The following is a 23503-nucleotide window of genomic DNA, read 5'->3' on the forward strand; positions in this document are numbered from 1 at the left end:
CCATCCCGTGAACGCCGGGGCAGGCTTTGTCTGGCTGTCGGCTTAAGGTGCAAGAGGTGTCATGCGCAAGTTTTTCGGAACCGACGGGATTCGAGGGTTAACCAATCAGGTCCCGATGACGGCGGAAGTCGCGATGCGCGTCGGCATGGCCGCGGGCGCGCACTTCCTGCGCGGCGATCACAAGCATCGCGTCGTGATCGGCAAGGACACGCGTTTGTCGGGCTATATGCTCGAAAACGCGCTGGTTGCGGGCTTCACGAGCGTGGGCATGGACGTGGTGCAGGTGGGGCCGATGCCGACCCCGGCGATCGCGATGCTGACACGCTCGATGCGCGCTGATCTGGGTGTCATGCTGTCGGCCAGCCACAATCCTTTTTACGACAATGGCATCAAGCTGTTCGGACCGGATGGATACAAGCTGTCCGACGAGGACGAGGCACAGATCGAGCATTTGCTCACCGTCGAGCCCAAGCTCGCCGATCCTGCGCATATTGGGCGTGCGAAGCGGATCGACGACGCACGCGGCCGCTATATCCATGCGGTGAAGCAGAGCTTGCCCGAATCGGTGCGCCTCGATGGGCTGCGCATCGTGCTCGATTGCGCGAATGGTGCGGCGTATAACAGCGCGCCGACGGTGTTCTGGGAACTGGGCGCCGACGTCGTCGCGATCGGAGTCGAGCCGAACGGCACCAATATCAACGACAAATGCGGATCGACCGCGCCCGCGCTGCTGCAGGAAACCGTCGTTGCGAGCGGCGCCGATATCGGCATTGCGCTCGACGGCGACGCCGACCGGCTGATCGTCGTCGATGAAAAGGGCGCGATCGTCGATGGCGACCAGATCATGGGGCTGATCGGCGCGAGTTGGGCGCGGCAGGGGCGGCTGAAGGGGGGCGGCGTCGTCGCGACGGTGATGTCGAACCTCGGGCTCGAACGCTTCCTTGAAGGCGAAGGGCTGCGGCTCGAGCGGACCAAGGTCGGCGACCGCCATGTTCTCGAGCGGATGAAAGAGGGCGGCTTCAACGTCGGCGGCGAGCAGTCGGGGCATATGATCCTGTCCGATCATGCGACGACCGGCGACGGCACGCTCGCGGCGTTGCAGGTGCTCGCCGAACTCGTCGCCGCGGCCAAGCCCGCGAGCGAATTGCTGCACCAGTTCGATCCGGTGCCGCAGCTTTTGAAGAATGTCCGCTTTGCCGGCGGCAAACCGCTCGACGACGTGCATGTGCAGGCGGCGATCGCCGAAGGCGAGGCTGCGCTCAACGGGCGCGGTCGACTGGTGATCCGCCCGTCGGGCACCGAACCGCTGATCCGCGTGATGGCCGAAGGCGACGATGCCGGGCAGGTCGAGCGCGTCGTCGACATGATCTGCGACGCGGTGCGCGCCGCGACCGCATAACCAACCGATTTTTGTAGAACCGAAAGAGACTTATCATGCTTGAAATGCGACCCGATTGCGAAAAGTGCGGCCGCAACCTGCCCGCCGATATCCATGGCGCCTTCATCTGCTCGATGGAGTGCACCTTTTGTGCGAATTGCGCCGACAAGCTGGACGAAATCTGCCCCAATTGCGGCGGTGACCTGCTCGACCGGCCGCTCCGCGAAGGCGCGATTCTCGCGAAATACCCCGCTTCGACGGAGCGAAAGCATAAGGCGTGATCCATTCCATCCTTCGTCATGCCGGAGGTGATCCGGCATCCTTCGCTGCGCTGGCGTCATGGGCCCCGGATCAAGTCCGGGGTGACGATGAATATGTTGGTGATTTGTGACCGGCCGTGTCCTGATTATTGCAGGGTCCGATAGCGGCGGGGGCGCCGGCATCCAGGCCGATATCAAGACGGTTACGATGCTGGGCGGCCACGCGATGACCGCGATTACCGCGATCACCGCGCAGAACACCCTCGGTGTGCAGGGCGTTCACCCGATCCCTGCGGCCATGGTGTTGCAGCAGATTGACAGCGTTGCCGCCGACATTGGCGTCGATGCAATCAAGATCGGGATGATCGGCAGCGCCGAAATCGCATCGGCGGTCGCCGGGCGACTGTCGCAGCCCGACCTTGCGCAAGCCGCACTGGTGTTCGACCCGGTGATGATCGCGACGAGCGGGTCGGTGCTGGCCGATGCTGAGACGATCGACGCGTTCCGCGCGCTGCTCGGCCGCGCGATGGTCGCGACGCCGAATTTGCCCGAACTCGACGCCCTCGGCGGCGAGGAGGCGGTGCTCGCACATGGTTGCTCGCTGCTCGTGAAGGGCGGTCACGCCGAGGGTGAGACGGTGATCGACCGCCTGTTCGAGACGGGTGAGGGCGAGGTCGCGCGCTGGGAAGCGCCGCGGATCGATACGCCGCATAGTCATGGCACCGGCTGCACGCTGGCGAGCGCCATCGCCACGGGGCTGGCGCAAGGCATGCCGCTGGAGCCCGCGATCGCGCGCGCCCGCGATTTCGTGCGGCTGTCGCTGCTCGATGCACCGGGACTAGGGCAGGGGCACGGCCCGATGGGGCAGCAGTTCGTGCGCAACGACGGGCTTTTCACCGGCCCGGCGCTCAACCAGATCACCTTGCCCGCAAACGACTATGCGGTGTCGGTAGCGTTCTACAAGCAGATGGGGCTGAAGCAGATCGTCGATAGCCCCGACAATGGCTATGCGCGCTTCGAGGCCGCCAACGGCGTCACGCTCTCGATCCATGCCGGCGACGGCGCGGCAGGCGGGGCGACGACCTATCTGGAGAGCGGCGCGCTGGATGCGTGGGTCGCCTATCTGGCGCGGCGCGGGGTGCGGTTCGATCAGATGCCGAAGGACGAGGAATGGGGCTGGCGCGAGGCGCGGCTGGCCGATCCCGCGGGCAATCGGCTGTGCCTGTATCAGGCGGCCGAATATCGGCGCTATCCGCCGTGGCGCCTATGATCGTCGGCGTCGACGAAGCCGGGCGCGGGCCGCTCGCCGGACCGGTTGTCGCGGCGGCGGTGCTCCTCTGCGAAGGCGGCATCGTCGGCCTCGACGACAGCAAGAAGCTCACCGCCAAACGTCGCGCCGAACTCGAAGCGCAGATCAAGGCGCGTTGCCGCTGGGGTGTCGGCGAGGCGAGCGTCGAGGAAATCGACCGCATCAACATCTTGCAGGCGACCTTTCTCGCGATGACCCGCGCGGTCGAGGCGCTGGGGTTCGAGCCCGCCGAAGTGCTCGTCGACGGCAATCGGCTGCCGCGCTGGCGCTACACGGCGCGCGCGATCGTCGGCGGCGATGCGCTCCATCCGTGCATTTCGGCCGCGAGTATCATCGCGAAGGAACATCGCGACCGCTTCATGGTCGCGGCCGCACGCGATTTCCCCGGCTTTGGCTGGGAAACCAACATGGGCTATGGTACCGCCCAGCATCTCGCGGCGCTGCGGCAGCATGGCCCCACGCCGCACCATCGGACCAGCTTTGCCCCGGTCGCACAAATGCAACTGGTCTGACCGCCCGAAAGCCTAAGAAGGGGAAACGGCGATGAGCAGGGGATTTTCGGCCGACGATGTCGGTGCACAGACGGGACGGCGTTTCCTTGTCACCGGTGCCAATGCCGGGATCGGCTTCGAAGTTTCGAAAATACTCGCCGCGCGCGGCGCGCATGTGATCCTCGCGTGCCGCGATGCCGACCGGGCGGAGGCGGCGATGAACCGTATCCGCGTCGACGTGGCGAAGGCCGATCTGTCGTTCGAGCCGCTCGACCTGGCCGATCTCGATCAGGTGAAGGATGCGGCGAAGGCGGTTCTTGCGGGACCGCGGATCGACGTGCTGGTCAACAACGCCGGCGTGATGATCCCGCCGAAAACGCTGACGAAGCAGGGATATGAACTGCAATTCGGGGTCAATCACCTCGGCACCTTTGCCTTTACGGGGCTGATCCACAGCCATGTCGACGACCGCATCGTCATCACGTCGAGCATTGCGCACAAGGGCGGCGAGATCGATTTCAGCGACCTGTCGGCGTCGCGCAGCTATCACAACTGGCAGCGCTACCAGACGAGCAAGCTGGCGAACCTGCTCCATATGTTCGAACTCGACCGGCGGCTGAGTGCCGCCGGACGCGCGACGCAGGCGATCGGATGCCATCCGGGGGTCGCGCTCACCGAATTGACGCGGCATCTGCCGCTGCCGCTTCGCACGTTGACGCCGCTCGCCGCGCCCTTTTTCAACAGCGCGGCGCAGGGCGCCTGGCCGACGCTGCAAGCGGCGACCGGCGCGCATGTGCGGGGCGGCGACTATCTGGGGCCGCAGGGGCTGGGCGAAGTGTCGGGGCGATCGGGGCCGGCGCGGGCGACGCGCGATGCACGCGATCCGAAGCTCGCGCGAGAACTCTGGCAGCGCTCGATCGATCTGACCGGGGTCGATCCGGGCATTTGACCCGCCGCCACGAAATTTTTTTTGCGGGTGAGTCTTCATCGCCACACCACCAGTAGTTGAGTCTCCGAGTCGCGGCCGACTCCATATGGTGTGTCAGACTCCTTTCGTTCTCATCGCGTTAACCAGTTGGAGAGGCGGAATCCCTAGAGTCCTGCGCTTGACGGCGGACTCCGTCGGACTCATCAGGGCCTTCTTACGAGCAAGGAACGGGGTGAAGCATGGGTGTTATGGAACGGGTCAAGGCCCCGACGGCGAAGCAGCGGGCGACGAAAGCGGCCCCGGTGGAGCTGCCGCTCGACAGCATCCTGCAGGGCGATTGCATCGAAATGATGCGGTCGCTGCCCGCCGCGTCGGTCGACATGATCTTCGCCGACCCGCCCTATAATCTCCAGCTGGGCGGCGATCTGCTTCGCCCCGACGGCAGTCAGGTCGACGCGGTCGACGACGACTGGGACAAGTTCGACAGCCTCGCGACCTATGATCGCTTTACCCATGCATGGCTGAAGGAAGCGAAGCGCATCCTGAAACCCGGCGGCAGCATCTGGGTGATCGGCAGCTATCACAATATTTTTCGCGTCGGCACCGCGCTGCAGGATCAGGGATATTGGATCCTCAACGATGTCGTGTGGCGCAAGGCGAACCCGATGCCCAATTTCAAGGGCACGCGCTTTACCAACGCGCATGAGACGCTGATCTGGGCGTCGATGGGCGAAAAGGCGCGCTACACCTTCAACTATCGCGCGATGAAGACGCTCAATGATGAACTTCAGATGCGGTCCGACTGGCTGATCCCGATCTGCGGCGGACAAGAGCGATTGAAGAAGGGCGGCACCAAGGTTCACCCGACGCAGAAGCCCGAAGCCTTGCTCTATCGCATCCTGCTCGCCTGTTCGAACCCCGGCGACGTAATCCTCGACCCCTTCTTCGGCACCGGCACGACGGGTGCGGTCGCGAAGCGCCTCGGCCGCCATTATATCGGGATCGAGCGCGAGGATGATTATATCGCCGCGGCGAAGGAGCGCATCGAAATGGCGCTGCCGCTCGACGAAAGCGCGGTGAAGACGATGATGGCGCCGCAGGCCGCGACGCGGGTCGCGTTCGGCACATTGGTCGAGGGCGGGCTGATCGCGCCGGGCACAATCCTCACGGATACGAAGCGTCGCTGGAAAGCCAAGGTGCGCGTCGACGGCAGCCTCGAATGCGAAGGCCAGCCGGCGGGGTCGATCCACAAGGTCGGTGCGGGCGTGCAGGGCGCGCCGAGCTGCAATGGCTGGACGTTCTGGCACGTCGATAATGGCAAGGAATTGCGGGTGATCGACGCCGTGCGGCAGGACTGGCTGCTGGCGAACGAGGCGTAATGTTTCAGCCGCTGACCAAGCCCGACCTCGGCGCCGCGTCAGCGGATGCGCAAATCTATTGCCGCCCGACCTGCTTCGTCGACCGGCCGCACGAACTCGACGACGATTGTATGCGGATTGCCGACACGATGGTCTGGTTCGCCGCCTGGCATGTCAGCTTGCGCGACGGTCCGACGGTCAAATCGGCGATCGTCCCGGTGTCCGAATGGGGCGGCTGGATCGCGGCGATGCCCGATGGGCTGGCGCGGGCGGCAACGACGCAGCGCGCCGGGGTGGCCCGGCCGCGCGGCACCCTGCAACTCGGCGAGCGGACGATCCGGCTGAACGAACCGCAGCTCATGGGCATATTGAACGTCACGCCCGACAGTTTTTCGGATGGCGGCAAGCATGTCGACACCATCGCCGCGGCCGAAGCCGGTTTCGCGATGGGCTCGGCAGGCGCCGCGATCATCGATGTCGGTGGTGAATCGACGCGGCCCGGCGCACCGCTTGTCTGGGACGGTGACGAGATCGAGCGGATCGAAGGCGTCGTATCGGCATTGGCGAAGGGCGGCGTCGCGGTGTCGATCGACACGCGCAAGGCCGCGGTGATGGAGGCCGCGCTTTCGGCGGGGGCGACCATCGTCAACGATATTTCGGCGTTGCGCTATGACGACCGCGCGATGGAAGTGGTTGTCAATGCTGGCTGCCCCGTCGTGCTGATGCACGCACCGTCGGCGAAGAGCGACCCGCACGAAGGCGGAGCCTATGCGCACGTCCTGTTCGAGGTCTACGACATGCTCGCCGAGCGTGTTTCGGCGTGCATCGCAGCGGGTATCGATCCGGCAAACATCATCGTCGATCCGGGGCTCGGTTTCGGCAAGGGGGTGGGCGATAATCTGACGCTCATCAACGGGATCGCGCTGTTCCACACGCTCGGCTGTCCGATCCTGTTCGGGGCGAGCCGCAAGCGGATGATCGGGGCGCTCGACAATGAAGCGGCGGCCGATCAGCGGCTCGGCGGAACCGTCGCGCTGCATTATCAGGCGGCGACCCAAGGGGCGCAATTGCTGCGCGTTCACGATATCGCCGAAAACCGGCAGGCGCTGCGCGTGTGGCGTGGGCTGAGGGACGCCGCACTAACGGCTTGACGCCTCGCGGCATCCTCAATCAAAAGCATGTTCCCGGCCAAAAGCTCGCGGAAACGAAGGAGGGATAGCATGGCTATTTGGCTCGCCATCATCATCGGCGTAGTGGTCGCCATCGTGATTCCGTTAATCGGGGCATGGTACGCGCGTTCGAAGAAACCCGACGACTAGGCACCGACCCTCGCCGACGCTTGGGGCTCAGGCGGCGGTATCGATCCCCAGATCGCTGAGCTTGCGGTAAAGCGTCGAGCGCCCGATGCCGAGGCGGCGGGCGACTTCGCTCATGCGGCCGCGGTAGTGGCCGATGGCAAGGCGGATAACGTCGGCCTCGATTTCCTCGAGCGGGCGCAAATTGCCGTCGGGCAGGTAGAGCGTGACGCCGATCGCTTCGCCATTGATCGCGATCTCGCCTTCGCCGCTCGGGCTGCCGCCGCCGAGCGTGGCTTCGATCGCACGGAAATCGGCGCTGGTGAGGACATCGGTGGTGCTGCCGACCGCAGCGCGGAACAGCACATCCTGCAACTGGCGGACATTGCCCGGCCAAGCATAGGCGGCGAGCAGGCGCAGCGCGTCGTCGGTCACGCCAATCGTGCTCATGCCCGGCAACCCGCCGATGCGCGCGAGCAGATGGCGCGCGAGCGGGCCGACGTCGCCGCGGCGTTCCGACAGCGAGGGCAGGGTGAATTGCGCGCTCGACAGCGCGTAGAACAGGTCTTCGCGGAAGTGGCCCGCCTCGATCAGCTTGTCGAGCGGGCTGGTGCTGGTCGCGATGATGCGGACGTCGACGCTCTGGCGGATCGAACCGCCGATCATCTGGACTTCGCCGCTGTTCAGGAATTCGACGAGTTTCGCCTGCGTTTCCAGGGGAATGCATTCGACATGGTCGATGATGATGCTGCCGCCGTCGGCCTGGACAAGCCGGCCGACCTGACGATCGAATGCGCCCGCAAAGGCGCCGCGTTCGTGGCCGAACAGTCCCGATCCGATCAGCCCGGGCGACACCGCCGAACAGTCGACCATGACGAGTTGGCCGCGGGCGCGCGGGCTTGCGCTGTGGATCGCGCGGGCAAAGACTTCCTTGCCGGTGCCCGCCTTGCCGTTGATCATCACCGGGACGCGTGCCCGCGCCGCCTTGGCGGCGATCGCGAGCGCGCTGCGGAAATTGGGGCTCGAGCCGATGATTTCCTCAAAAGCGAGCGGTGCGCGCAGCTTTTCGGTCAGCGGGCGCAGTTCGCCTTGCGGTCCGCTGGTCGACGCGACGCGATCGAGCGCTTCGAGCAGGCGGTCGGGGGCGATGGGTTTCTGGACGAAATCGCTTGCCCCGGCGCGCATCGCAGTGACCGCGACCTCGACACCGTTGCGCATCGTGATGACGACGAGCGGCAATGCGGGGCGCCAGCGGCGCAGTTCGGCAACGAATTCAGCCATCTCGACACCCGGTGTGCCCTGGTCGACCAGCACCGCGTCGAGCGCCATGCCTTCCTGCGTACCCAGCTTGGCGAGCGCGGTGTCGGTGTCGGCCGCGATCACGCTGCGCCAGCCGCCACGCGACACCAAGGCCGCCAGAAAGCGCTGCTGAGCAGGCTCGCTGTCGACGATCATCACTGTTCGCGTGTCGCGCGTGCTTGCCATCGTTTCGAATCCGCCCCTTGAACCTGCAAATATCTGGGTTTGTTCCGCCGAAGCGGGGTATCTACCCGATAGGGGTAAAAGGGCGATTAAGGCCTTTCATCTTTTGCCGTGGGAATGCCGACGGGTCAAACCCGCACTTGAGCATCGCCGGACGCGTAGCTAAGACCTCCGCAATAACCGATTCTGGGGGCGGCGCTATGTGTTCGCTCACAGATAGGGGCTGTTTAAGGGGAAAAGCGATGGCACAGCAGGAAATGAAGGCAGCGGAAGAAACCTATTCGGGTTTCATCAACCTGTTCAAGATCGGCTCGATCATCACCGCGGTCGTCGTCGTCGGCGTCGTCCTGCTCATCGCGTCCTGACCGGACCGGCATGCGCATCGCTGTCCTGACGGAGCTCGCCGACGGCGAGACCCGCGTCGCCGCCACTCCCGAAACCGTGAAGAAATTCATTGGCTTGGGAGCCGAAGTTGCTGTTGAATCGGGAGCAGGCGAGCACGCCTCGATCGCCGATGCCGATTATAGCGCCGCGGGTGCGACCGTCGGCAGCCGCGTCGATACGCTGAAGGGCGCGAACATCATTCTCGCGATCCAGGGCCCCGACCCCAAGGGCCTTTCGGGCTTTGCCGACGGCGCCTGGCTGGCGGCCGGGCTCAACCCGTTCGGGGAACGCGCGCGGGTCGATGCCTATGCGAAGCTGGGGCTGGAAGCGCTGGCGATGGAATTCATGCCGCGCATCACGCGCGCGCAGTCGATGGACATATTGTCGAGCCAGGCGAATCTCGCGGGCTACAAGGCGGTGCTGATCGCGGCAAACGCCTATGGCCGCGCCTTTCCGATGATGATGACCGCCGCCGGCACGGTGAGCGCCGCCAAGGCGTTCGTGATGGGCGTCGGCGTCGCCGGGTTGCAGGCGATCGCCACCGCCCGCCGCCTCGGCGCACAGGTCAGCGCGACCGACGTGCGCGCGGCGACCAAGGAACAGATCATGTCGCTCGGCGCCAAGCCGATCTTCGTCGAGAGTGTCGCGGGGATCGAGGGCGAGGGCGCGGGCGGCTATGCCACCGAAATGTCCGACGAATATAAGGCGGCGCAGGCCGAACTCGTCTCGTCGCACATCGCCAAGCAGGATATCGTCATCACCACCGCGCTGATCCCGGGGCGCCCCGCGCCGCGGCTGATCTCGGACGCTCAGCTGGCGACGATGCGCACGGGCAGCGTGATCGTCGACATGGCGGCCGAAAGCGGCGGCAATGTCGAAGGCTCGGTGTCGGGCGAAGCGAAGCGCATTCATGGCGTCACGGTGATCGGTGCGAAGAATATCGCAGCGCTGATGCCCGCCGACACCAGCGCGCTGTTCAGCCGCAACCTGTTCAACTTCCTCTCGGCCTTCTGGGACAAGGAAGCGGGCAAGCCCGTGCTCGACGAGGAAGTCGGCAATGCGGTGCGCCTGACGCAGGGCGGCAAGGTCGTGAACGAGCGATTGCTGGGGTGAAACGCCTAGCGGCTGTGCTTTTGGCGTCGCTAACCTTGGCCGGTTGCCGCCAATCGCCGACCGGCGTTGAATTTTATGACCGATCGTTCGTTCGAAACTACGCCGAGATAGTCGAATTCTGGGATATTTATGGGCAGGCCAAGTCGGTCCTGTTTCCTGGCTGCGACACGACGTCGATCAATAGCATGGTGCCGGATCCCTATTGGCGCTTCAATCGCGCGCACAGGCTGGAAGCCCAGCAAGTGCGGGCTCAAGCTGCGGCCGCCGGGATGGCCGACGCGGGCATGATGCCTCCGCCCGAACCGGCACCCGGTGCGAACATTGATTGCCTGGCGCCGACCAAGCTCACCGATGATCAGATGGTGATGGAGATGGACCGGAGGTTGAACAAGCATCTGCGAATCGTGCAGCGTATGGAAGCGATTTCTGCGGTCGTGCTTGACGACTGAGAGATGCGATTCGCTGCTGTCTTTCGGGGCGCAACACGTTCGGGGCGATAAAAACGGCCGATTTCGGTCTTTTCATGAAACTTCCTTTGGTTACTATGCGTTCGGGGTTTCCTAACCCTGTCTCTCAACCAACCGGAGAATGTTTGATGCTGCCTGCGAAGCTTTTCGCCACTCCCCTGTTTGCGCTTGCTACCCTGTCGCCCGTTTACGCGCAGGAAGGTGCTCCTGTCGAAGCCACCATCGGAGCGGACGTCGAGGCCCCGGCCGACGCTGTTGCCGACGTCGCGGGCTCCGCCCAGCCGACCGGCATTGCGCTCGAAATCGCGGCCAAGCCCGACCACAAGACGTTGGCCAATGCGCTGACCGCCGCCGGCGTGTCTGAAAAGCTGGCCGGCCAGCCCTTCACCCTTTTCGCGCCGACCGATCAGGCCTTTGCCGCGGTGCCGCAGCCGATGACCGACTGGCTGATGAATCCGGCCAACACCGCATCGCTCGCCAAGGTGCTGACCTATCACGTCGTTCCCGGCCGCGTGACCGCGGAAGATCTGTTTGCGAAGATCAAGGCCGGCGGCGGCAAGGCGACGCTGACCACCGTCGAAGGCGAGACGCTGACTTTCACCGAGGTGCAGGGCAACATCAAGGTCGACGGGACGCAGGGCAGCAGCGGTTTCATCACCCAGCCCGACGTCGAACAGTCGAACGGTAACATCCATGTCATCAACGGCGTGCTGATGCCGACGCTCGGCTAAATTCCCGGCCATGCGGCCGTTGTGGAAGGACAAGGATATGAAAACTCATCTGATACTGACGGCCGCAGCGGCCGCGCTCGCGCTCGCGCTCGCGGGTTGCGGCAGCAAAACCGAAACGCCAACCGAGACGACCACCGTCGCGGGCGGCGAAACCACGCCGGTCGATACGGCGAGCGCCAATCCGCGGGTCGGCGGCGCCGAGATGCTGCCGACGAAGACGATCGTCGAAAACGCCTCGGCATCGCCGATTCACAAGGCGCTGGTTGCTGCGGTCAAGCAGGCCGGTCTGGTCGAAACGCTATCGGGTGCGGGGCCGTTCACGGTCTTCGCTCCGACGGACGATGCCTTTGCCCAGGTGGCGCCGGTGACGCGCGATGGCTGGATGCGCCCGGCGCAGAAAGAGGTTCTCGCCGGAATCCTGAAATATCATGTCGTCCCCGGCAAGCTGACCGCGGCCGATCTGACCGCGAAGATCGCCGAAGGCGGCGGCAAGGCGGTGCTCAAAACGGCCGACGGGCGGGACCTGACCGCCACGAAAAGCGGCGACGCGATCATCCTGACGAGTGCCAGCGGCAACAAGGCGACGGTGACGCAAGCCGACGTTGGCCAGTCGAACGGCGTTATCCACGTCGTCGACGCGGTGCTCGTGCCGAAAATGTAGCAAAACCCGCCGGCCGGCCCGGCACGGCGATATTTTATGTCGCAAAGGGCCCGCATTTCTCGCCTCGGGAAATGCGGGCCCTTCTTTTTGGCAGCTTAAGAGTCGACACGCTGGGCGGCGCGCGGCAAGAGGTGCGCGAAACGGAATCAGCAGGGGAGCGAGCCCGTGGACTTTATCGCGATTTTTTCGATTTTCGTACTGGCCTGCTTTGTCGGCTATTTCGTCGTCTGGTCGGTGACCCCGGCGCTGCACACGCCGCTGATGAGCGTCACCAACGCCATTTCGTCGGTGATCATCGTCGGCGCTTTGATCGCCAGCGCCGCGGCGGGATCGGCTTCGTCGAAATGGCTCGGCCTTGCCGCGGTCGTGATGGCGAGCATCAACATTTTCGGCGGCTTTGCCGTCACCGCGCGCATGCTCGCGATGTACAAGAAGAAGGAGCGCTGAGATGGACATCCAGTCGATCCTTTCCGCCGCAACCGGCGGGCATGGCCTCGCGGTCAACCCCTGGGCCTCGGTCGCCTATCTGGTAGCGGGCGTCCTTTTCATTCTCGCGCTGCGCGGGCTGTCGAGCCCGGCGACCGCGCAAAGCGGCAATCGCTTCGGCATGGCGGGTATGACGATTGCGGTCGTCACCACGCTGCTGACGCATGCGCCGGTCACCGTCGATGGCGGCCTCGATAGCATCGGCCTGGTCGAGATCCTCGCGGCGATCGGTATCGGCGCGGTCATCGGTATCGTCATGGCACGCCGCATCGCGATGACCGCGATGCCGCAGCTTGTGGCGGCGTTCCACAGCCTTGTCGGTCTGGCCGCGGTCGCGGTGGCGGCGGCGGCCTATCTGAACCCGCAAGCGTTCGGCATCGCCGACGCCGCGGGTCAGATCTTCACGGTCAGCCGCATCGAAATGGGACTTGGCATCGCGATCGGTGCGATCACCTTCTCGGGTTCGGTCATCGCCTTCCTCAAGCTCAACGGCAATATGTCGGGTTCGCCGATCATGCTGCCGGGACGGCACGTCATCAATCTGGCGACGCTGGCGGCGATCATCGGCCTCGTTGCCTATTTCACCTTCGACCAGTCGCCCTGGGTGTTCTGGACCGTCACCGGCCTCAGCTTCGTCATTGGCTTCCTGCTGATCATCCCGATCGGCGGCGCCGACATGCCGGTCGTCGTGTCGATGCTGAACAGCTATTCGGGCTGGGCTGCGGCGGCGATGGGCTTCACGCTCGGCAACACCGCGATGATCATCACCGGCGCGCTCGTCGGCTCGTCGGGTGCGATCCTGTCGTACATCATGTGCCGCGCGATGAACCGCAGCTTCATCAGCGTGATCGCGGGCGGCTTTGGCTCCGATACCAGTGCGGCTGCTGCCGGGGGCAAGGAACAGCGTCCGTGGAAGCCGGGCAGCGCCGACGATGCCGCCTTCCTGATGAGCCAGGCCGAAAATGTCATCATCGTTCCGGGTTACGGCATGGCGGTGGCGCAGGCACAGCATGCGCTGCGCGAAATGGGCGACCTGCTCAAGAAAGAGGGCGTGAACGTCAAATATGCGATCCATCCGGTTGCGGGCCGTATGCCCGGTCATATGAACGTGCTGCTCGCCGAAGCGAACGTGCCCTATGACGAGGTGTTCGAGCTGGAGGATATCAACGGCGAGTTCGCGCAGTGCGACGTTGCCTTTGTCATCGGCGCGAACGACGTGACCAACCCGTCGGCCAAGACCGACAAGAGCTCGCCGATCTACGGTATGCCCGTGCTCGACGTTGAAAAGGCCAAGACCGTGCTGTTCGTGAAGCGCTCGATGGGCGGGGTCGGCTATGCCGGCGTCGACAACGACGTCTTCTATATGGATCAGACGATGATGTTGCTCGGCGATGCCAAGAAAATGGCCGACGACATCGTCAAGGCGCTCAACGGCGGCGGGCACTAGACAAGAATCGTCGCCCCTGCGAAGCAGGGGCCGCTATCAAGGCAGCGCTATGTTGCCAGCGGCCCCCGCCTGTGCGGGGGCGACGTGTTTTTAAAGGGACCTTATGCGTAAAATCGGCCTGATCGGGGGAATGAGCTGGGCATCGACCGAGCTCTATTACCGCCATCTCAACAAGGGTGTGCAAAAGCGCCTCGGCACCGCCTGTTCGGCGCCGATCCTGATGGAAAGCCTCAACTATTGCGAGTTGTCGCGGCTGACGACGCCCGAGCAATGGGCGCATGCGAAAGAGGTGCTGATCGCTTCGGCGCAGCGGCTCGAGGCGGCGGGTGCGACGGCGCTGATGGTTGCGGCCAATTCGATGCACAAGATTGCCGAGGATATCGCCGCAGCGATTTCGATCCCGCTCCTCCACATCGTCGACGAAACCGGCGAGAAGATGAAAGCCGACGGGATCAAGGCCACCGCAGTCATCGGCACGCGCAACGTGATGACCGAGCCCTGGTTCCGCCAGCGGCTCGTGCGTCACGGGTTGACGCTTGCGCCCTATGAGACGAGCCGCGCCGACGAGATCGACCGGATCATCTATGAAGAGCTGATGCTGGGCAAGGTGAACGAAAGTTCGCGCCGTACGATGAAGACGTTCATCACCGATATCGCAAAGCAGGACATCCAGGCGATCGTGCTGGCGTGCACGGAACTGGTGATGCTGGTCGACACCGATGCCAATGTCCTGCCGATTTACGATACGACGCGCATCCACGTCACGGCCGGCGTCGACTGGATTTTGGGCGAGGGCTGAGCCGGCCTGAAGTCCGTTCGCATCGAGCGAAGTCGAGATGCCCATCGGTCGAGTGCGACTTCGGGGTGTCTCGACTTCGCTCGACACGAACGGATTTGGTTTCTCTAGCTCATCTTCGTCCAGGTCACGGTACGGCAGAACAGGCTGACACAGCCTTTCATCGTCATCTTGCCGCCGTTCACGCGTAGGTGTGCCGTATAATATCGCCCGTCTTCGGGGCTATAGCCTTCGCCCTTCCAGCCGTCGCCGTGCGGGACAAGATCCCAGTAGATCTGAAGCCCCGTGACCTTGCGGCCGCGTTTGGCCTTGTCGGGATTGCGCTCGTCGAGCTGGCCGCCTGCGGGTTGCTTGACGAGCAGGCGCTCGATCCGCCCGCACATCTTGTTGCCGCACGCGGCCATGACGACGACGCCCTTGCCATCGTCGGTTTTCCATCGTCCCGCGATGGGCGCGGGCGCGGCGGCCATCGATGGCACGGCAATCAAGGCGACAAGCGCCAAACCAAATCTGTGAATCAAAGCGACCTCTCCCCGGGTTAGCTACGCATATGTCAGCAACATCGCTTGGCATCCGTCAAGTCTTGCACCATGCTCTCCGAAAATAAGGGGAGAGACATATGCGATTCCATGGCCTGCGCCACGCGGCGACGCTCTGCATCGTAGCGGTCCTTGCCGCCCATCCGGCGGCGGCGAAAGTGATCAGCGTCAGTGCGACAACGCCCGATGCGAACGAAAAGCTGCAAGAAGCGCTGATCCTCGCGCAGCCGGGCGATGTCGTGCAATTGGGCGCGGGCGTCTGGCACCTTGCCGACGGCCTGTCACTCGATGTCGCCAATGTGACCGTGCGCGGCGCCGGGGCGGGCGAGGGCGGATCGGCGCTCGATTTTTCGGGTCAGCAGGGCGCGGGCGAGGGACTGCTCGTCACGTCGGACGATGTGTTCCTGACGCAATTCGCGGTGCTCAATACCAAGGGCGACGGCATTAAGTCGAAGGGCGCCGACCGCATCGTCTATCACAAGCTGCGCGTCGAATGGACCGCGGGGCCGAAGGAAACCAACGGCGCCTATGGCATTTATCCGGTCGAGAGCAGCGATGTGCTGATCGACAGCGTTTACGTTCGCGGCGCGTCGGATGCGGGCATCTATGTCGGGCAGTCGAAGAATATCGTCGTCCGCGATTCGATCGCCACCGAAAATGTCGCGGGGATCGAGATCGAGAACAGCTATGACGCCGACGTTCACGACAATATCGCGACAAAGAATACCGGCGGGATCCTCGTGTTCGACCTGCCCAGCCTGCCGATGCAGGGCGGCCATAATGTCCGCGTCTTCGAAAATATCGTGAACGACAACAGCACGCCCAATTTCGCGCCGAAGGGCAATATCGTCGCGAGCGTACCGACCGGGACCGGCGTGCTGATCATGGCGAACCGCAATGTCGAGATCTTCGACAATGTCTTTGCCGACAATGGCACCGCCAACGTGATGATCGTCGGCTATCGCTATGAGCATAAGGACCCGAAATATCAGCCGCTGCCCCGCGCGATCGTCGTGCGCGGCAACCAGCATGGCAAGGCGGGCTATGCGCCCAAATTCCCTGGCGGCGACATGATCGCCGCGGCGATGGGCGGCAGCATTCCGCCGGTGCTGTGGGACGGCGCGGGCGACGCGGTCGTGCTCGACAAGGTTGGCGTGCTGTCGCTGAACCTGCCCGATGTGAAGAGCCCGCAGAGCGAGGCGAAGCCATCGCCCGCCGACCTGTCGAAGGGTACGCCGCCCGCGGCGCTGCCCGCGATCGAACTGCCCGACGCGATGGAGGCGAAGGTTCGGTGAGACGCGCTTTCGCTGCGCTGGCGGTCGCGCTGCTTTGTGTCAGCGGGGTCGCGGCGGTACCGGCGCCGGGCGTCGATCAGCAAGTCATCGACAGCGAGGCGATGCCGCCGAAACTGTCGGCATTCGGGCTGTTCCGCGGCAACGATCCGAAAACGCCTGCGACCGGTGTCGGTTATACGCTGCGCGCACCTTTGTTCAGCGACTATACCGACAAGCACCGCTTTATCTCGATCCCTGCAGGCAGGAAGGCGAAGGTTGGCGCGGACGGTGTAATCGACTTCCCGGTCGGGACGGTGCTGGTCAAAAGCTTCGGTTGGAGCGACGTCAATGACGGGCGTCCGGTCGAGACGCGACTGCTGATCCGGCGCGCGGGCGGCTGGACGGCGCTGCCCTATATCTGGGATACCGACGGCAAGGACGCGACGCTGGCGCTTGGCGGGCGCCGCGTGCCGGTGACCTTCAAGAGCCCCGATGGCGAGATTCACAGCATCCGTTACGCCGTGCCCAACAAGAATCAGTGCAAGGAATGCCACAGCCTGAGCGGCGAGATCGTGCCGATCGGCCCCAAGGCGCGGAACTTCATCCTCGACCCCGCGGCGTCGGGTCATCTGCGCAGTCTCTATTTCGAGAATCCGGCGATGCTCAAACCCATGATGCCGCAGTGGGACGACCCCAAGTCTGGCAGCGTCGCCGACCGCGCCCGCGCCTATCTCGACGTCAATTGCGCGCATTGCCACAACCCAGCGGGCAGCGCGTCGAACAGCGGGTTGTTCCTGCGCTGGACCGACGACCCGGCGGGTGTGAACTATGGCATTGGCAAGCGCCCGACGGCGGCGGGACGCGGCAGCGGGGGCGTGGATTTCGCGATCGCGCCCGGCGACCCCGCGCATAGCTTCCTCGTCTATCGCCTCGAAAGCACCGATCCTGGCATCGCGATGCCCGAGGTCGGACGCTCGACGGTGCACAAGGAAGGCGCGGCGCTGCTACGGCAATGGATTGCGGAGATGCCCAAAGCATCGCATTAGACGGCGCCATGACCCAGCTTGTTCTCCACGACTATTTCCGTTCGTCCGCGAGCTTCCGCGTCCGCATCGCGCTCAATCTCAAAGGGCTCGCCTATGAGCGCGTCGAGGTCAGCCTGATCGCGGGCGAGCAGCGTAGCGACGCCTATCTGGAGCAGAATGCGCAGGGCTTTGTGCCGATGCTCGTCGTCGATGGCGAACCGATCATCCAGAGCATGGCGATCATCGACTGGATCGACCGCGCTTTTCCCGAACCGCGGCTGATCCCCGAGGAGGCGATGCCGCGCGCGGTCGCGCTTGCGCGGGCGCAGGTGATCGCGAGCGACATCCATCCGCTCAACAATTTGCGCGTGCTCAAATATCTGACGCGCGATCTGGGGCTCAACGAGCAGACGAAGGATCGCTGGATCGCGACATGGATCGCGCAGGGGTTTGAGGCGCTCGAGGCGATGGCGGGCGATGGGCACTATCTGGGGGGCGAAACGCCGGGGATCGCCGACTGCTGCCTCGTGCCCCAGATGTACAACGCGCGGCGCTTCGAGGTGCCGCTGGACGATTATCCGCGGCTGGTCGAAATCGACGCGGCTTGCATGGCGCATGAGGCGTTTCAGCGCGCGCATCCCGATGCAGTGAAGCCCGCGTGATTCGGCTGCTGACGGGGGTGGCCGCGCTGGCGCTGCCGGCGATGGCGATGGGGCAGGAGGTCGCCGATCCCCACCCGGACGGCCAGATCATCATCCCGATAGGGAAATATGACCCCGAGGCGATCGTCGTGAACGGCGGGCTGCTGCGCGACCACGCGCGCCGTCTGCAAAGCGTCACGACCCTGACGCGCCTCGATCCAGGTATCGGCGCTCGCGTCGAGAACCGGTTGCGCGACGAAGCCGGCCTCGTCCAGTTTCGCCGCTCGGACGGTCGCTCCGCACACCCGACGAGCCAGGGCGTCACATTGCGAGGACTCGGCGGCAATGCGTCGAGCCGCGCGCTCGTAACGCTCGATGGGGTGCCGCAGGCCGATCCCTTCGGCGGTTGGGTTGCCTGGAGCGCCTATGATGCAATCCATCTCGGCGGCGTTGCGATCGCGCGCGGCGGCGGGAGCGGCGCCGATGGGCCGGGCGCCCTGGCCGGCACGATAGCCCTTTATTCGACCATGACCCGAGATTCCGAGGCGAGCCTTGCCTATGGAAGCCGCGACAGCTGGGACGCGTCGGCTTCGATCGGGGGCCGGATCGGAAATGGTGAAGTCGCCATCGACGGGCGCTATAGTCGCGGCGACGGCTTCGTTCCGGTGATCAAGGGGCAGCGCGGGGCGATCGACCGTGCGGCGCCTTACGAGCAAGGCGGATTGGGATTGCGCCTTCGCTTCGATGCCGGTGCGCAAACGCGTGTCGAAGCCAGCCTGCGCGGTTTTTCCGACCGGCGTGACCGGGGGACCGATTTCACCGACAGCAAGGTCGACGGCGTCGATGCGAGTTTGCGCATTGTGCACGATCCGTATGATCAAACCCAATGGCTCGCCCTCGCCTATGTCCAGCTTCGAGATTTCGAAAGCGGCTTTGCGAGCGTGGCGGCCAATCGCAACAGTGTCGCGCCCGCACTTTTTCAGCGCGTGCCCGCGACGGGGCTCGGGGGGCGGCTGGAACTGCGGCCGGCGCTGGGTCAGGACAAATGGCTCCGTCTCGGCATCGACTGGCGGCGTACGGTCGGCCGGACCGAAGAAGATTTCTTCTTCAGCGGGGTGACGCCGGGCCGCCATCGTGTCGCAGGCGGAAGCAGCGACACGGCGGGCCTTTTCGTCGAAGGCACGGCGGGTAACGCCGAAGAAGGGGGCATGGCGAGCCTGAGCGGCCGGCTCGACCGCTGGTCGCTCGGTACCGGCTATCGGCTCGAACGGAATATCGGCGGATCGGTGATTGCCGACCTCGGCTTTCCTTCGCGCCGGGGCTGGGAAGGGAGTGGCCGTGCTTCCGTACGCTGGGCGTCGTACGCGTTCGCACTGCGCGCCGCCGCCTATCGCGGCTGGCGCCTGCCCACTCTCAACGAACTCTACCGCCCGTTTCGCGTCGGGGCGGAGGTGACGACCGCGAACGAGATGTTGAAGCCCGAACGACTGTGGGGCGGCGAGGTCGGCGTCGACTGGAACAGTGGCGATACCAAGCTGTCGGCGACGGTCTTTGCCAATCATCTGACGAACGCGATCGCCAATGTGACGCTCGCGCCGAACCTCAACCAGCGGCAGAATCTCGATGCGATCGACAGCAAGGGGATCGAGGTCAGCGCCGAACAGCGGATCGGCCCGGCAACGCTGCGTGCGACCTATGCCTTTACCGATGCGAAGGTCGACGCCTCGGGCGGAGCGGCAACGCTCGACGGCCGCCGCCCGGCGCAGATCGCCAAGCATGGCGGCAGCGTGTCGCTGCGCAGCAATGCGAGCGGCCCGTTCGGCGGCTTTGCGACGCTGCGCTATGTCGGCAAGCAGAATGAGGATGATCTGGGGCTGCTCGAACTGGGCGATGCCCTGACGGTCGATGCCGGGCTGTCGTGGAAACTGGCCAAGGCGATCAGCATCGAGGCGCGCGGTGAAAATCTGTTCGACGAGTTGGTGCCCGCCGCGATCTCGTCATCGGGCATCGTCGAGCGCGCGACGCCGCGGACGCTGTGGATCGGCGCGCGCGTTTCTTTCTGATTTTCCCATATTGATCTTCACAGGCCTGAAACAGGCGATAGGATGGGCGCCGCTGGGGTTTCGGGTGGGAGATGGATAAGGCATGGCCGCGAAGAAGCTGAATCTCGACAATTTCCTGCCGTACCGCCTGTCCATCGCATCGAATGCCCTGTCGAGCCGGATCGCCGCCGAATATGAGAACAGGTTCGGGCTGAAAATTCCCGAATGGCGGCTGATGGCGATTCTGGGCGAAGGGCAGCCGAAGACCCAGCGCGAGCTCGTCGAGGCGACGCGTATGGACAAGGTCACGGTCAACCGGGCGGCGAAGGCTCTGGCCGATCGTCAGCTGATCGCGCGGCAGGCGCACGAGGCCGACGGGCGCTCGCACCACCTCGAACTCACCGAAACGGGATATTCGCTCTATGACGCGATCGTCCCTGCGGCGCTCGCGAGCGAAGCGCAGCTTGAATCGAACATCAGCGCTGACGAACGAGCGACGCTGCTTGCCATTCTCGCGAAACTGACCGCCGCCGCCGAAGACTATGGTTGATCGCGCCTATCGCGCCGCGCCGCCGGGCGTGCTGCGTATCGAGCCGCTCGGCGAACTGACCGCGATTTTCGACCGGCGGTCGATGCAGACGCATCTGGTCGTGTCGCCGATGCCCGAGATACTCGGCGCGATGGCCCTCGACATATGCAACGCTGCAACCTTGGCCGCGCGTCTGGCCGCGACATTCGATCTCGATGGCGACGAGGATGTGCGGCCGATCCTGGCTGAACGGCTGGGCGAGCTTGCCGCGATGGGGCTGGTGGCGCGCGCGTGAGGCATCATGTGCGCATTGCCGTCGGTCCGGTGCAATTCCGTATCGGGAGCGATTGGGCCGAACCGATCGCGGCGCTCGGACATCTCTATGCCGGCTATCCGCAGGACGATGCTCGCCCCGCCGAAGCGACGGTGCGATTGTTCGCCGCGCGGCCATGGCGGCGCTGGCTGCGGCCATCGGTTCATATCGGTGGCGATTTCATCGTCCCCGACGCGCTGCCGCTGCCGCTATCGATGGGGCTGCTTGCCGCCGAGATGGGGATGAATTTGCAGGTCGCGCTGGGCTGGCGGCGGCACCTGCTGCTCCACGCCAGCGCTGTCGCGCGCGACGGGCGCGCCGTGATCATGTCGGGCGAATCGGGTTCGGGCAAATCGACCCTTGCGGCCTTGCTGGGCGAAGGCGCCTGGCGGCTGATGGGCGATGAGTTCACGCTGATTGACCCCACCGGTGGCGACGCCTTTGCTTTTCCGCGCGCGGTCAGCCTGAAGAATGAGGCGATCGCCGAGGTTGCGGCGCAGGTCGACGCCGCGCGGCTTGGCCCGCTGCTCGCCGGGACACCGAAGGGCGATATCCGTCATTTGATCCCGCGGCCCGAAGCCATCGCCGCGATGCACGAACCCGCGCGCCCCGCGTTGCTGCTTTTCCCGCGCTTCGGTGGCGAGGTCGCGGTCGAGCCGATGGGAGAGGGCGAAGCCTTTGTGCGGCTGACCGAGGCGTCGACCAATTATGTCGCGCTGGGCGAGGCGGGCTTTGCCGCGCTGACGCGGCTGGTTCGCGAAACGCCCGCTTTCGGCATCTCCTATCCCGACAGCGCCGCCGGCATGGCGCTGGTCGCGCAATTGTGGGCGGAAACCCGGCGATGAGCGCGGTGCGGACCTTTGTCGACCTGCTCGCCGGGCGTCGCGAAGCGGGTGCGCTTGCGCCGCGCGAATGGGATGGCGTGATCGGCGTCGCGCGGAGCGAAGCGATGCTCGCGACGCTGGCGCACCGTCTGGCCGACGCCGACCTGCCGCCCGCGGTCGCCGCGCTGTTCGTCGACCAGCGCGCCGCTGCCGCGGTCGCGCAGCGGCAGGCGCAGTGGGAGGCCGAGATGGCGCGGCGCGCGCTTGCGCCCGTGGGCATCGAATTCGTGCTGCTCAAGGGCGCTGCCTATGCCGCGGTCGGCATGGCATGCTCCGAAGGACGCCAGATCGGCGACCTCGACATCCTCGTGCTCGGGTCCGACATCCGCCGCGCCGAGAATGAACTGCTCAACGCGGGGTGGGAATGGGTGAAGCCCGATCCCTATGACGACGCCTATTACCGCGAGCATATGCACGAGCTTCCGCCGCTGATCCACCGGACGCGCGACCGGATGATCGACGTGCACCACACGATCCTGCCGCGGACCCACCGGATCACCCCCGATGCGCTCGCGCTGATGAGCGATGCCGTGACCAGTGACGACGGTTTTGCGGTGCTGAACCCGGCCGACATGGCGTGCCATTGTGCAGCGCATATGCTCGCCGACGGCGACTTGCAGGGCGGGCTGCGCAACCTGTGGGACTTTTACACGATGACCCGCGATTTCGCTACGGCCGATCCAGGCTTCTGGACGCAGCTCGAGCAGCGCGCGGCTCTGCACGGGCTGCGCGCGGCGGTGCACCGCGCGGCGCGGCTGGCGCGCGATCTTTACGGTGCAGTGCTTCCCGGCGGATGGGATCGGCAGGATCCGGCCGACATCTGGTTCCGCCGCCGCCTGTTCGCGCGCGACGATTGGGGGCGGGTGACGAACCCGTTGCTCGAACAGGCTTTCTATATCCGCTCGCACTGGCTGCGGATGCCTCCCACGATGCTCGCGAAGCATTTGTGGACGAAGTGGCGGAAGCGTCAGAGCGTTTCGAGCAGCGGCACCAAATCGTCGTAATGGTCGATGACATGGCCGGCGCCGAGTTCGGCGACGGGCCGGTCGAGAAATCCGAAGCTCACGGCGATACTGGGCACACCGGCATTCTTCGCCGCCATTACGTCATAAATGCTGTCGCCAACGAACGCTGTGCGGCCGTCGCCGCATCGCTCGATCATCGCAAAGATCGGTTCGGGCGCGGGCTTGCGGACACCCAATGTGTCGCCGCCGATGATCGTCGCCATGCGGCCTGCAAGGCCGAATTCTCCGAGCAAGACGCGCGCCAGATGCTCGGCCTTGTTGGTGACGACCGCGGTCCGGACGCCCAGTGCATCGAGCCGGTCGAGCGCGTCGATCACGCCGGGAAAGAGCCGGCTGTGGACCGCGATATGCGCTTCATAGAAGCGCAGTAGTTCGGGATAAAGCCGCTCGACCGCACCATCGGGGACGCCGCCGGACGCACGCAGCCCTTCCTCGAGCATATGCTTTGCGCCGCGCCCGATCATCGGCCGCACGGCGTCCGTGCTCAACGGAGCGCGGTCCATCAGTGCCAGCGCATGATTGACCGCGGCGGCAAGGTCGCCGAGCGTATCGAGGAGCGTGCCGTCGAGGTCGAAGCCGACGATCGCAAAAGGGAATCGGTTCATTGGCCGCGCATGGCGCGATGCTCTGGAAACCGCAATGATT

General features: G+C 64.9%; 26 protein-coding genes. 23 read left to right on the top strand and 3 right to left on the bottom strand.

The genetic code is table 11. The annotated features are described in order from the left end of the window. Nucleotides 1–61 precede the first annotated feature (61 nt). The 7 genes from glmM to folP all read left to right on the top strand — a co-directional run bounded on the left by glmM (nt 62) and on the right by folP (nt 6875). Nucleotides 62–1399 (top strand): phosphoglucosamine mutase, encoded by a 1338-nt coding sequence (gene glmM / locus AC07NV_RS19905; protein WP_495168132.1) that lies wholly within the window; start codon nt 62–64, stop codon nt 1397–1399. 35 nt (nt 1400–1434) lie between these two features. Further along, on the top strand, nt 1435–1659 hold the full coding sequence (locus AC07NV_RS19910; RefSeq protein ID WP_495168133.1) for a DUF1272 domain-containing protein: 225 nt from the start codon (nt 1435–1437) through the stop codon (nt 1657–1659). Between the two features lie 106 nt (nt 1660–1765). Continuing rightward, the gene (gene thiD, locus AC07NV_RS19915) at nt 1766–2908 is read left to right on the top strand and encodes a bifunctional hydroxymethylpyrimidine kinase/phosphomethylpyrimidine kinase (RefSeq protein ID WP_495168134.1); all 1143 of its coding nucleotides are present in this window, start codon (nt 1766–1768) and stop codon (nt 2906–2908) included. After that, a complete protein-coding gene (rnhB, locus tag AC07NV_RS19920) occupies nt 2905–3459 on the top strand; it encodes a ribonuclease HII (RefSeq protein ID WP_495168278.1) in 555 nt (184 codons plus the stop codon). Before thiD ends, rnhB begins: the two co-directional genes overlap by 4 nt. A 31-nt stretch (nt 3460–3490) precedes the next feature. Beyond that, on the top strand, nt 3491–4387 hold the full coding sequence (locus tag AC07NV_RS19925; RefSeq protein WP_495168135.1) for an oxidoreductase: 897 nt from the start codon (nt 3491–3493) through the stop codon (nt 4385–4387). 218 nt (nt 4388–4605) lie between these two features. Next, complete coding sequence (locus AC07NV_RS19930; protein ID WP_495168136.1) at nt 4606–5745, top strand: site-specific DNA-methyltransferase; 1140 nt, start codon at nt 4606–4608, stop codon at nt 5743–5745. Beyond that, the gene (gene folP, locus AC07NV_RS19935) at nt 5745–6875 is read left to right on the top strand and encodes a dihydropteroate synthase (protein WP_495168137.1); all 1131 of its coding nucleotides are present in this window, start codon (nt 5745–5747) and stop codon (nt 6873–6875) included. The genes AC07NV_RS19930 and folP overlap by 1 nt, the downstream gene beginning before the upstream one ends. A 195-nt stretch (nt 6876–7070) precedes the next feature. Here the strand turns inward: folP and AC07NV_RS19940 are convergent, their stop codons facing one another. Continuing rightward, entirely contained in the window at nt 7071–8504 is a 1434-nt protein-coding gene (locus AC07NV_RS19940) for a sigma-54-dependent transcriptional regulator (RefSeq protein WP_495168138.1), read from the bottom strand. Nucleotides 8505–8743: 239 nt separating this feature from the next. Here AC07NV_RS19940 and AC07NV_RS19945 point away from each other — a divergent pair, with 239 nt between their 5' ends. From AC07NV_RS19945 to AC07NV_RS19980, 8 genes are all read left to right on the top strand, one after another. Then, the gene (locus tag AC07NV_RS19945) at nt 8744–8866 is read left to right on the top strand and encodes an aa3-type cytochrome c oxidase subunit IV (RefSeq protein ID WP_495168139.1); all 123 of its coding nucleotides are present in this window, start codon (nt 8744–8746) and stop codon (nt 8864–8866) included. Nucleotides 8867–8876: 10 nt separating this feature from the next. Continuing rightward, nucleotides 8877–9998, top strand: coding sequence for an NAD(P) transhydrogenase subunit alpha (locus AC07NV_RS19950; protein WP_495168140.1), 1122 nt, complete (start codon nt 8877–8879; stop codon nt 9996–9998). Further along, nucleotides 9995–10447, top strand: a complete 453-nt coding sequence (locus AC07NV_RS19955) for a hypothetical protein (RefSeq protein ID WP_495168141.1) — start codon at nt 9995–9997, stop codon at nt 10445–10447. The genes AC07NV_RS19950 and AC07NV_RS19955 overlap by 4 nt, the downstream gene beginning before the upstream one ends. A 146-nt stretch (nt 10448–10593) precedes the next feature. Beyond that, entirely contained in the window at nt 10594–11196 is a 603-nt protein-coding gene (locus AC07NV_RS19960) for a fasciclin domain-containing protein (RefSeq protein WP_495168142.1), read from the top strand. A 37-nt stretch (nt 11197–11233) separates the two neighbouring features. Next, nucleotides 11234–11857, top strand: a complete 624-nt coding sequence (locus AC07NV_RS19965; protein WP_495168143.1) for a fasciclin domain-containing protein — start codon at nt 11234–11236, stop codon at nt 11855–11857. A 165-nt stretch (nt 11858–12022) separates the two neighbouring features. Beyond that, nucleotides 12023–12304: a proton-translocating transhydrogenase family protein gene (locus tag AC07NV_RS19970; RefSeq protein WP_039573456.1), complete on the top strand. Its 282-nt coding sequence runs from the start codon at nt 12023–12025 to the stop codon at nt 12302–12304. A 1-nt stretch (nt 12305) separates the two neighbouring features. Beyond that, complete coding sequence (locus AC07NV_RS19975; RefSeq protein ID WP_495168144.1) at nt 12306–13790, top strand: NAD(P)(+) transhydrogenase (Re/Si-specific) subunit beta; 1485 nt, start codon at nt 12306–12308, stop codon at nt 13788–13790. Nucleotides 13791–13893: 103 nt separating this feature from the next. Then, on the top strand, nt 13894–14589 hold the full coding sequence (locus AC07NV_RS19980) for an aspartate/glutamate racemase family protein (protein ID WP_495168145.1): 696 nt from the start codon (nt 13894–13896) through the stop codon (nt 14587–14589). 104 nt (nt 14590–14693) lie between these two features. On the opposite strand, the gene AC07NV_RS19985 is transcribed toward AC07NV_RS19980, so the two are convergent. Beyond that, on the bottom strand, nt 14694–15056 hold the full coding sequence (locus AC07NV_RS19985) for a DUF2147 domain-containing protein (RefSeq protein WP_495168146.1): 363 nt from the start codon (nt 15054–15056) through the stop codon (nt 14694–14696). Nucleotides 15057–15205: 149 nt separating this feature from the next. Here AC07NV_RS19985 and AC07NV_RS19990 point away from each other — a divergent pair, with 149 nt between their 5' ends. The 8 genes from AC07NV_RS19990 to AC07NV_RS20025 all read left to right on the top strand — a co-directional run bounded on the left by AC07NV_RS19990 (nt 15206) and on the right by AC07NV_RS20025 (nt 22837). Then, nucleotides 15206–16420, top strand: a complete 1215-nt coding sequence (locus AC07NV_RS19990) for a parallel beta-helix domain-containing protein (RefSeq protein WP_495168147.1) — start codon at nt 15206–15208, stop codon at nt 16418–16420. Next, nucleotides 16417–17445: an SO2930 family diheme c-type cytochrome gene (locus AC07NV_RS19995; protein WP_495168148.1), complete on the top strand. Its 1029-nt coding sequence runs from the start codon at nt 16417–16419 to the stop codon at nt 17443–17445. Before AC07NV_RS19990 ends, AC07NV_RS19995 begins: the two co-directional genes overlap by 4 nt. A gap of 8 nt (nt 17446–17453) precedes the next feature. Continuing rightward, nucleotides 17454–18086 carry a maleylacetoacetate isomerase gene (gene maiA / locus AC07NV_RS20000; protein WP_495168149.1) on the top strand — a complete coding sequence of 211 codons (633 nt, stop codon included), beginning with the start codon at nt 17454–17456 and terminating at the stop codon, nt 18084–18086. After that, nucleotides 18083–20128: a TonB-dependent receptor gene (locus tag AC07NV_RS20005; RefSeq protein ID WP_495168150.1), complete on the top strand. Its 2046-nt coding sequence runs from the start codon at nt 18083–18085 to the stop codon at nt 20126–20128. The genes maiA and AC07NV_RS20005 overlap by 4 nt, the downstream gene beginning before the upstream one ends. A gap of 82 nt (nt 20129–20210) precedes the next feature. Then, nucleotides 20211–20657: a MarR family winged helix-turn-helix transcriptional regulator gene (locus AC07NV_RS20010; protein WP_495168151.1), complete on the top strand. Its 447-nt coding sequence runs from the start codon at nt 20211–20213 to the stop codon at nt 20655–20657. After that, on the top strand, nt 20650–20931 hold the full coding sequence (locus AC07NV_RS20015) for an HPr-rel-A system PqqD family peptide chaperone (protein WP_495168152.1): 282 nt from the start codon (nt 20650–20652) through the stop codon (nt 20929–20931). The genes AC07NV_RS20010 and AC07NV_RS20015 overlap by 8 nt, the downstream gene beginning before the upstream one ends. After that, entirely contained in the window at nt 20928–21794 is an 867-nt protein-coding gene (locus AC07NV_RS20020; RefSeq protein WP_495168153.1) for an HprK-related kinase A, read from the top strand. The genes AC07NV_RS20015 and AC07NV_RS20020 overlap by 4 nt, the downstream gene beginning before the upstream one ends. Further along, nucleotides 21791–22837, top strand: a complete 1047-nt coding sequence (locus AC07NV_RS20025) for a nucleotidyltransferase domain-containing protein (protein ID WP_495168154.1) — start codon at nt 21791–21793, stop codon at nt 22835–22837. The genes AC07NV_RS20020 and AC07NV_RS20025 overlap by 4 nt, the downstream gene beginning before the upstream one ends. On the opposite strand, the gene AC07NV_RS20030 is transcribed toward AC07NV_RS20025, so the two are convergent. Next, the gene (locus AC07NV_RS20030) at nt 22801–23463 is read right to left on the bottom strand and encodes an HAD-IA family hydrolase (RefSeq protein WP_495168155.1); all 663 of its coding nucleotides are present in this window, start codon (nt 23461–23463) and stop codon (nt 22801–22803) included. The genes AC07NV_RS20025 and AC07NV_RS20030 overlap by 37 nt on opposite strands. Nucleotides 23464–23503: the final 40 nt, after the last annotated feature.

It is taken from the genome of Sphingopyxis sp. GW821-FHT10B01 (assembly GCF_059415685.1).

What these genes read in the sequence shown, in the direction of transcription:
- folP (WP_495168137.1), top strand. Translation starts at nt 5,745, where the DNA reads ATGTTTCAGCCGCTGACCAAGCCCGACCTCGGCGCCGCGTCAGCGGAT.
- AC07NV_RS19925 (WP_495168135.1), top strand. Translation starts at nt 3,491, where the DNA reads ATGAGCAGGGGATTTTCGGCCGACGATGTCGGTGCACAGACGGGACGG.
- AC07NV_RS19910 (WP_495168133.1), top strand. Translation starts at nt 1,435, where the DNA reads ATGCTTGAAATGCGACCCGATTGCGAAAAGTGCGGCCGCAACCTGCCC.
- maiA (WP_495168149.1), top strand. Translation starts at nt 17,454, where the DNA reads ATGACCCAGCTTGTTCTCCACGACTATTTCCGTTCGTCCGCGAGCTTC.
- AC07NV_RS19960 (WP_495168142.1), top strand. Translation starts at nt 10,594, where the DNA reads ATGCTGCCTGCGAAGCTTTTCGCCACTCCCCTGTTTGCGCTTGCTACC.
- AC07NV_RS20030 (WP_495168155.1), bottom strand. Translation starts at nt 23,463, where the DNA reads ATGAACCGATTCCCTTTTGCGATCGTCGGCTTCGACCTCGACGGCACG.
- rnhB (WP_495168278.1), top strand. Translation starts at nt 2,905, where the DNA reads ATGATCGTCGGCGTCGACGAAGCCGGGCGCGGGCCGCTCGCCGGACCG.
- AC07NV_RS19930 (WP_495168136.1), top strand. Translation starts at nt 4,606, where the DNA reads ATGGGTGTTATGGAACGGGTCAAGGCCCCGACGGCGAAGCAGCGGGCG.
- AC07NV_RS19975 (WP_495168144.1), top strand. Translation starts at nt 12,306, where the DNA reads ATGGACATCCAGTCGATCCTTTCCGCCGCAACCGGCGGGCATGGCCTC.
- AC07NV_RS20015 (WP_495168152.1), top strand. Translation starts at nt 20,650, where the DNA reads ATGGTTGATCGCGCCTATCGCGCCGCGCCGCCGGGCGTGCTGCGTATC.
- AC07NV_RS19990 (WP_495168147.1), top strand. Translation starts at nt 15,206, where the DNA reads ATGCGATTCCATGGCCTGCGCCACGCGGCGACGCTCTGCATCGTAGCG.
- AC07NV_RS19965 (WP_495168143.1), top strand. Translation starts at nt 11,234, where the DNA reads ATGAAAACTCATCTGATACTGACGGCCGCAGCGGCCGCGCTCGCGCTC.
- AC07NV_RS20025 (WP_495168154.1), top strand. Translation starts at nt 21,791, where the DNA reads ATGAGCGCGGTGCGGACCTTTGTCGACCTGCTCGCCGGGCGTCGCGAA.
- glmM (WP_495168132.1), top strand. Translation starts at nt 62, where the DNA reads ATGCGCAAGTTTTTCGGAACCGACGGGATTCGAGGGTTAACCAATCAG.
- AC07NV_RS19980 (WP_495168145.1), top strand. Translation starts at nt 13,894, where the DNA reads ATGCGTAAAATCGGCCTGATCGGGGGAATGAGCTGGGCATCGACCGAG.
- AC07NV_RS19945 (WP_495168139.1), top strand. Translation starts at nt 8,744, where the DNA reads ATGGCACAGCAGGAAATGAAGGCAGCGGAAGAAACCTATTCGGGTTTC.
- AC07NV_RS19950 (WP_495168140.1), top strand. Translation starts at nt 8,877, where the DNA reads ATGCGCATCGCTGTCCTGACGGAGCTCGCCGACGGCGAGACCCGCGTC.
- AC07NV_RS19985 (WP_495168146.1), bottom strand. Translation starts at nt 15,056, where the DNA reads ATGGCCGCCGCGCCCGCGCCCATCGCGGGACGATGGAAAACCGACGAT.
- AC07NV_RS20010 (WP_495168151.1), top strand. Translation starts at nt 20,211, where the DNA reads ATGGCCGCGAAGAAGCTGAATCTCGACAATTTCCTGCCGTACCGCCTG.
- AC07NV_RS19940 (WP_495168138.1), bottom strand. Translation starts at nt 8,504, where the DNA reads ATGGCAAGCACGCGCGACACGCGAACAGTGATGATCGTCGACAGCGAG.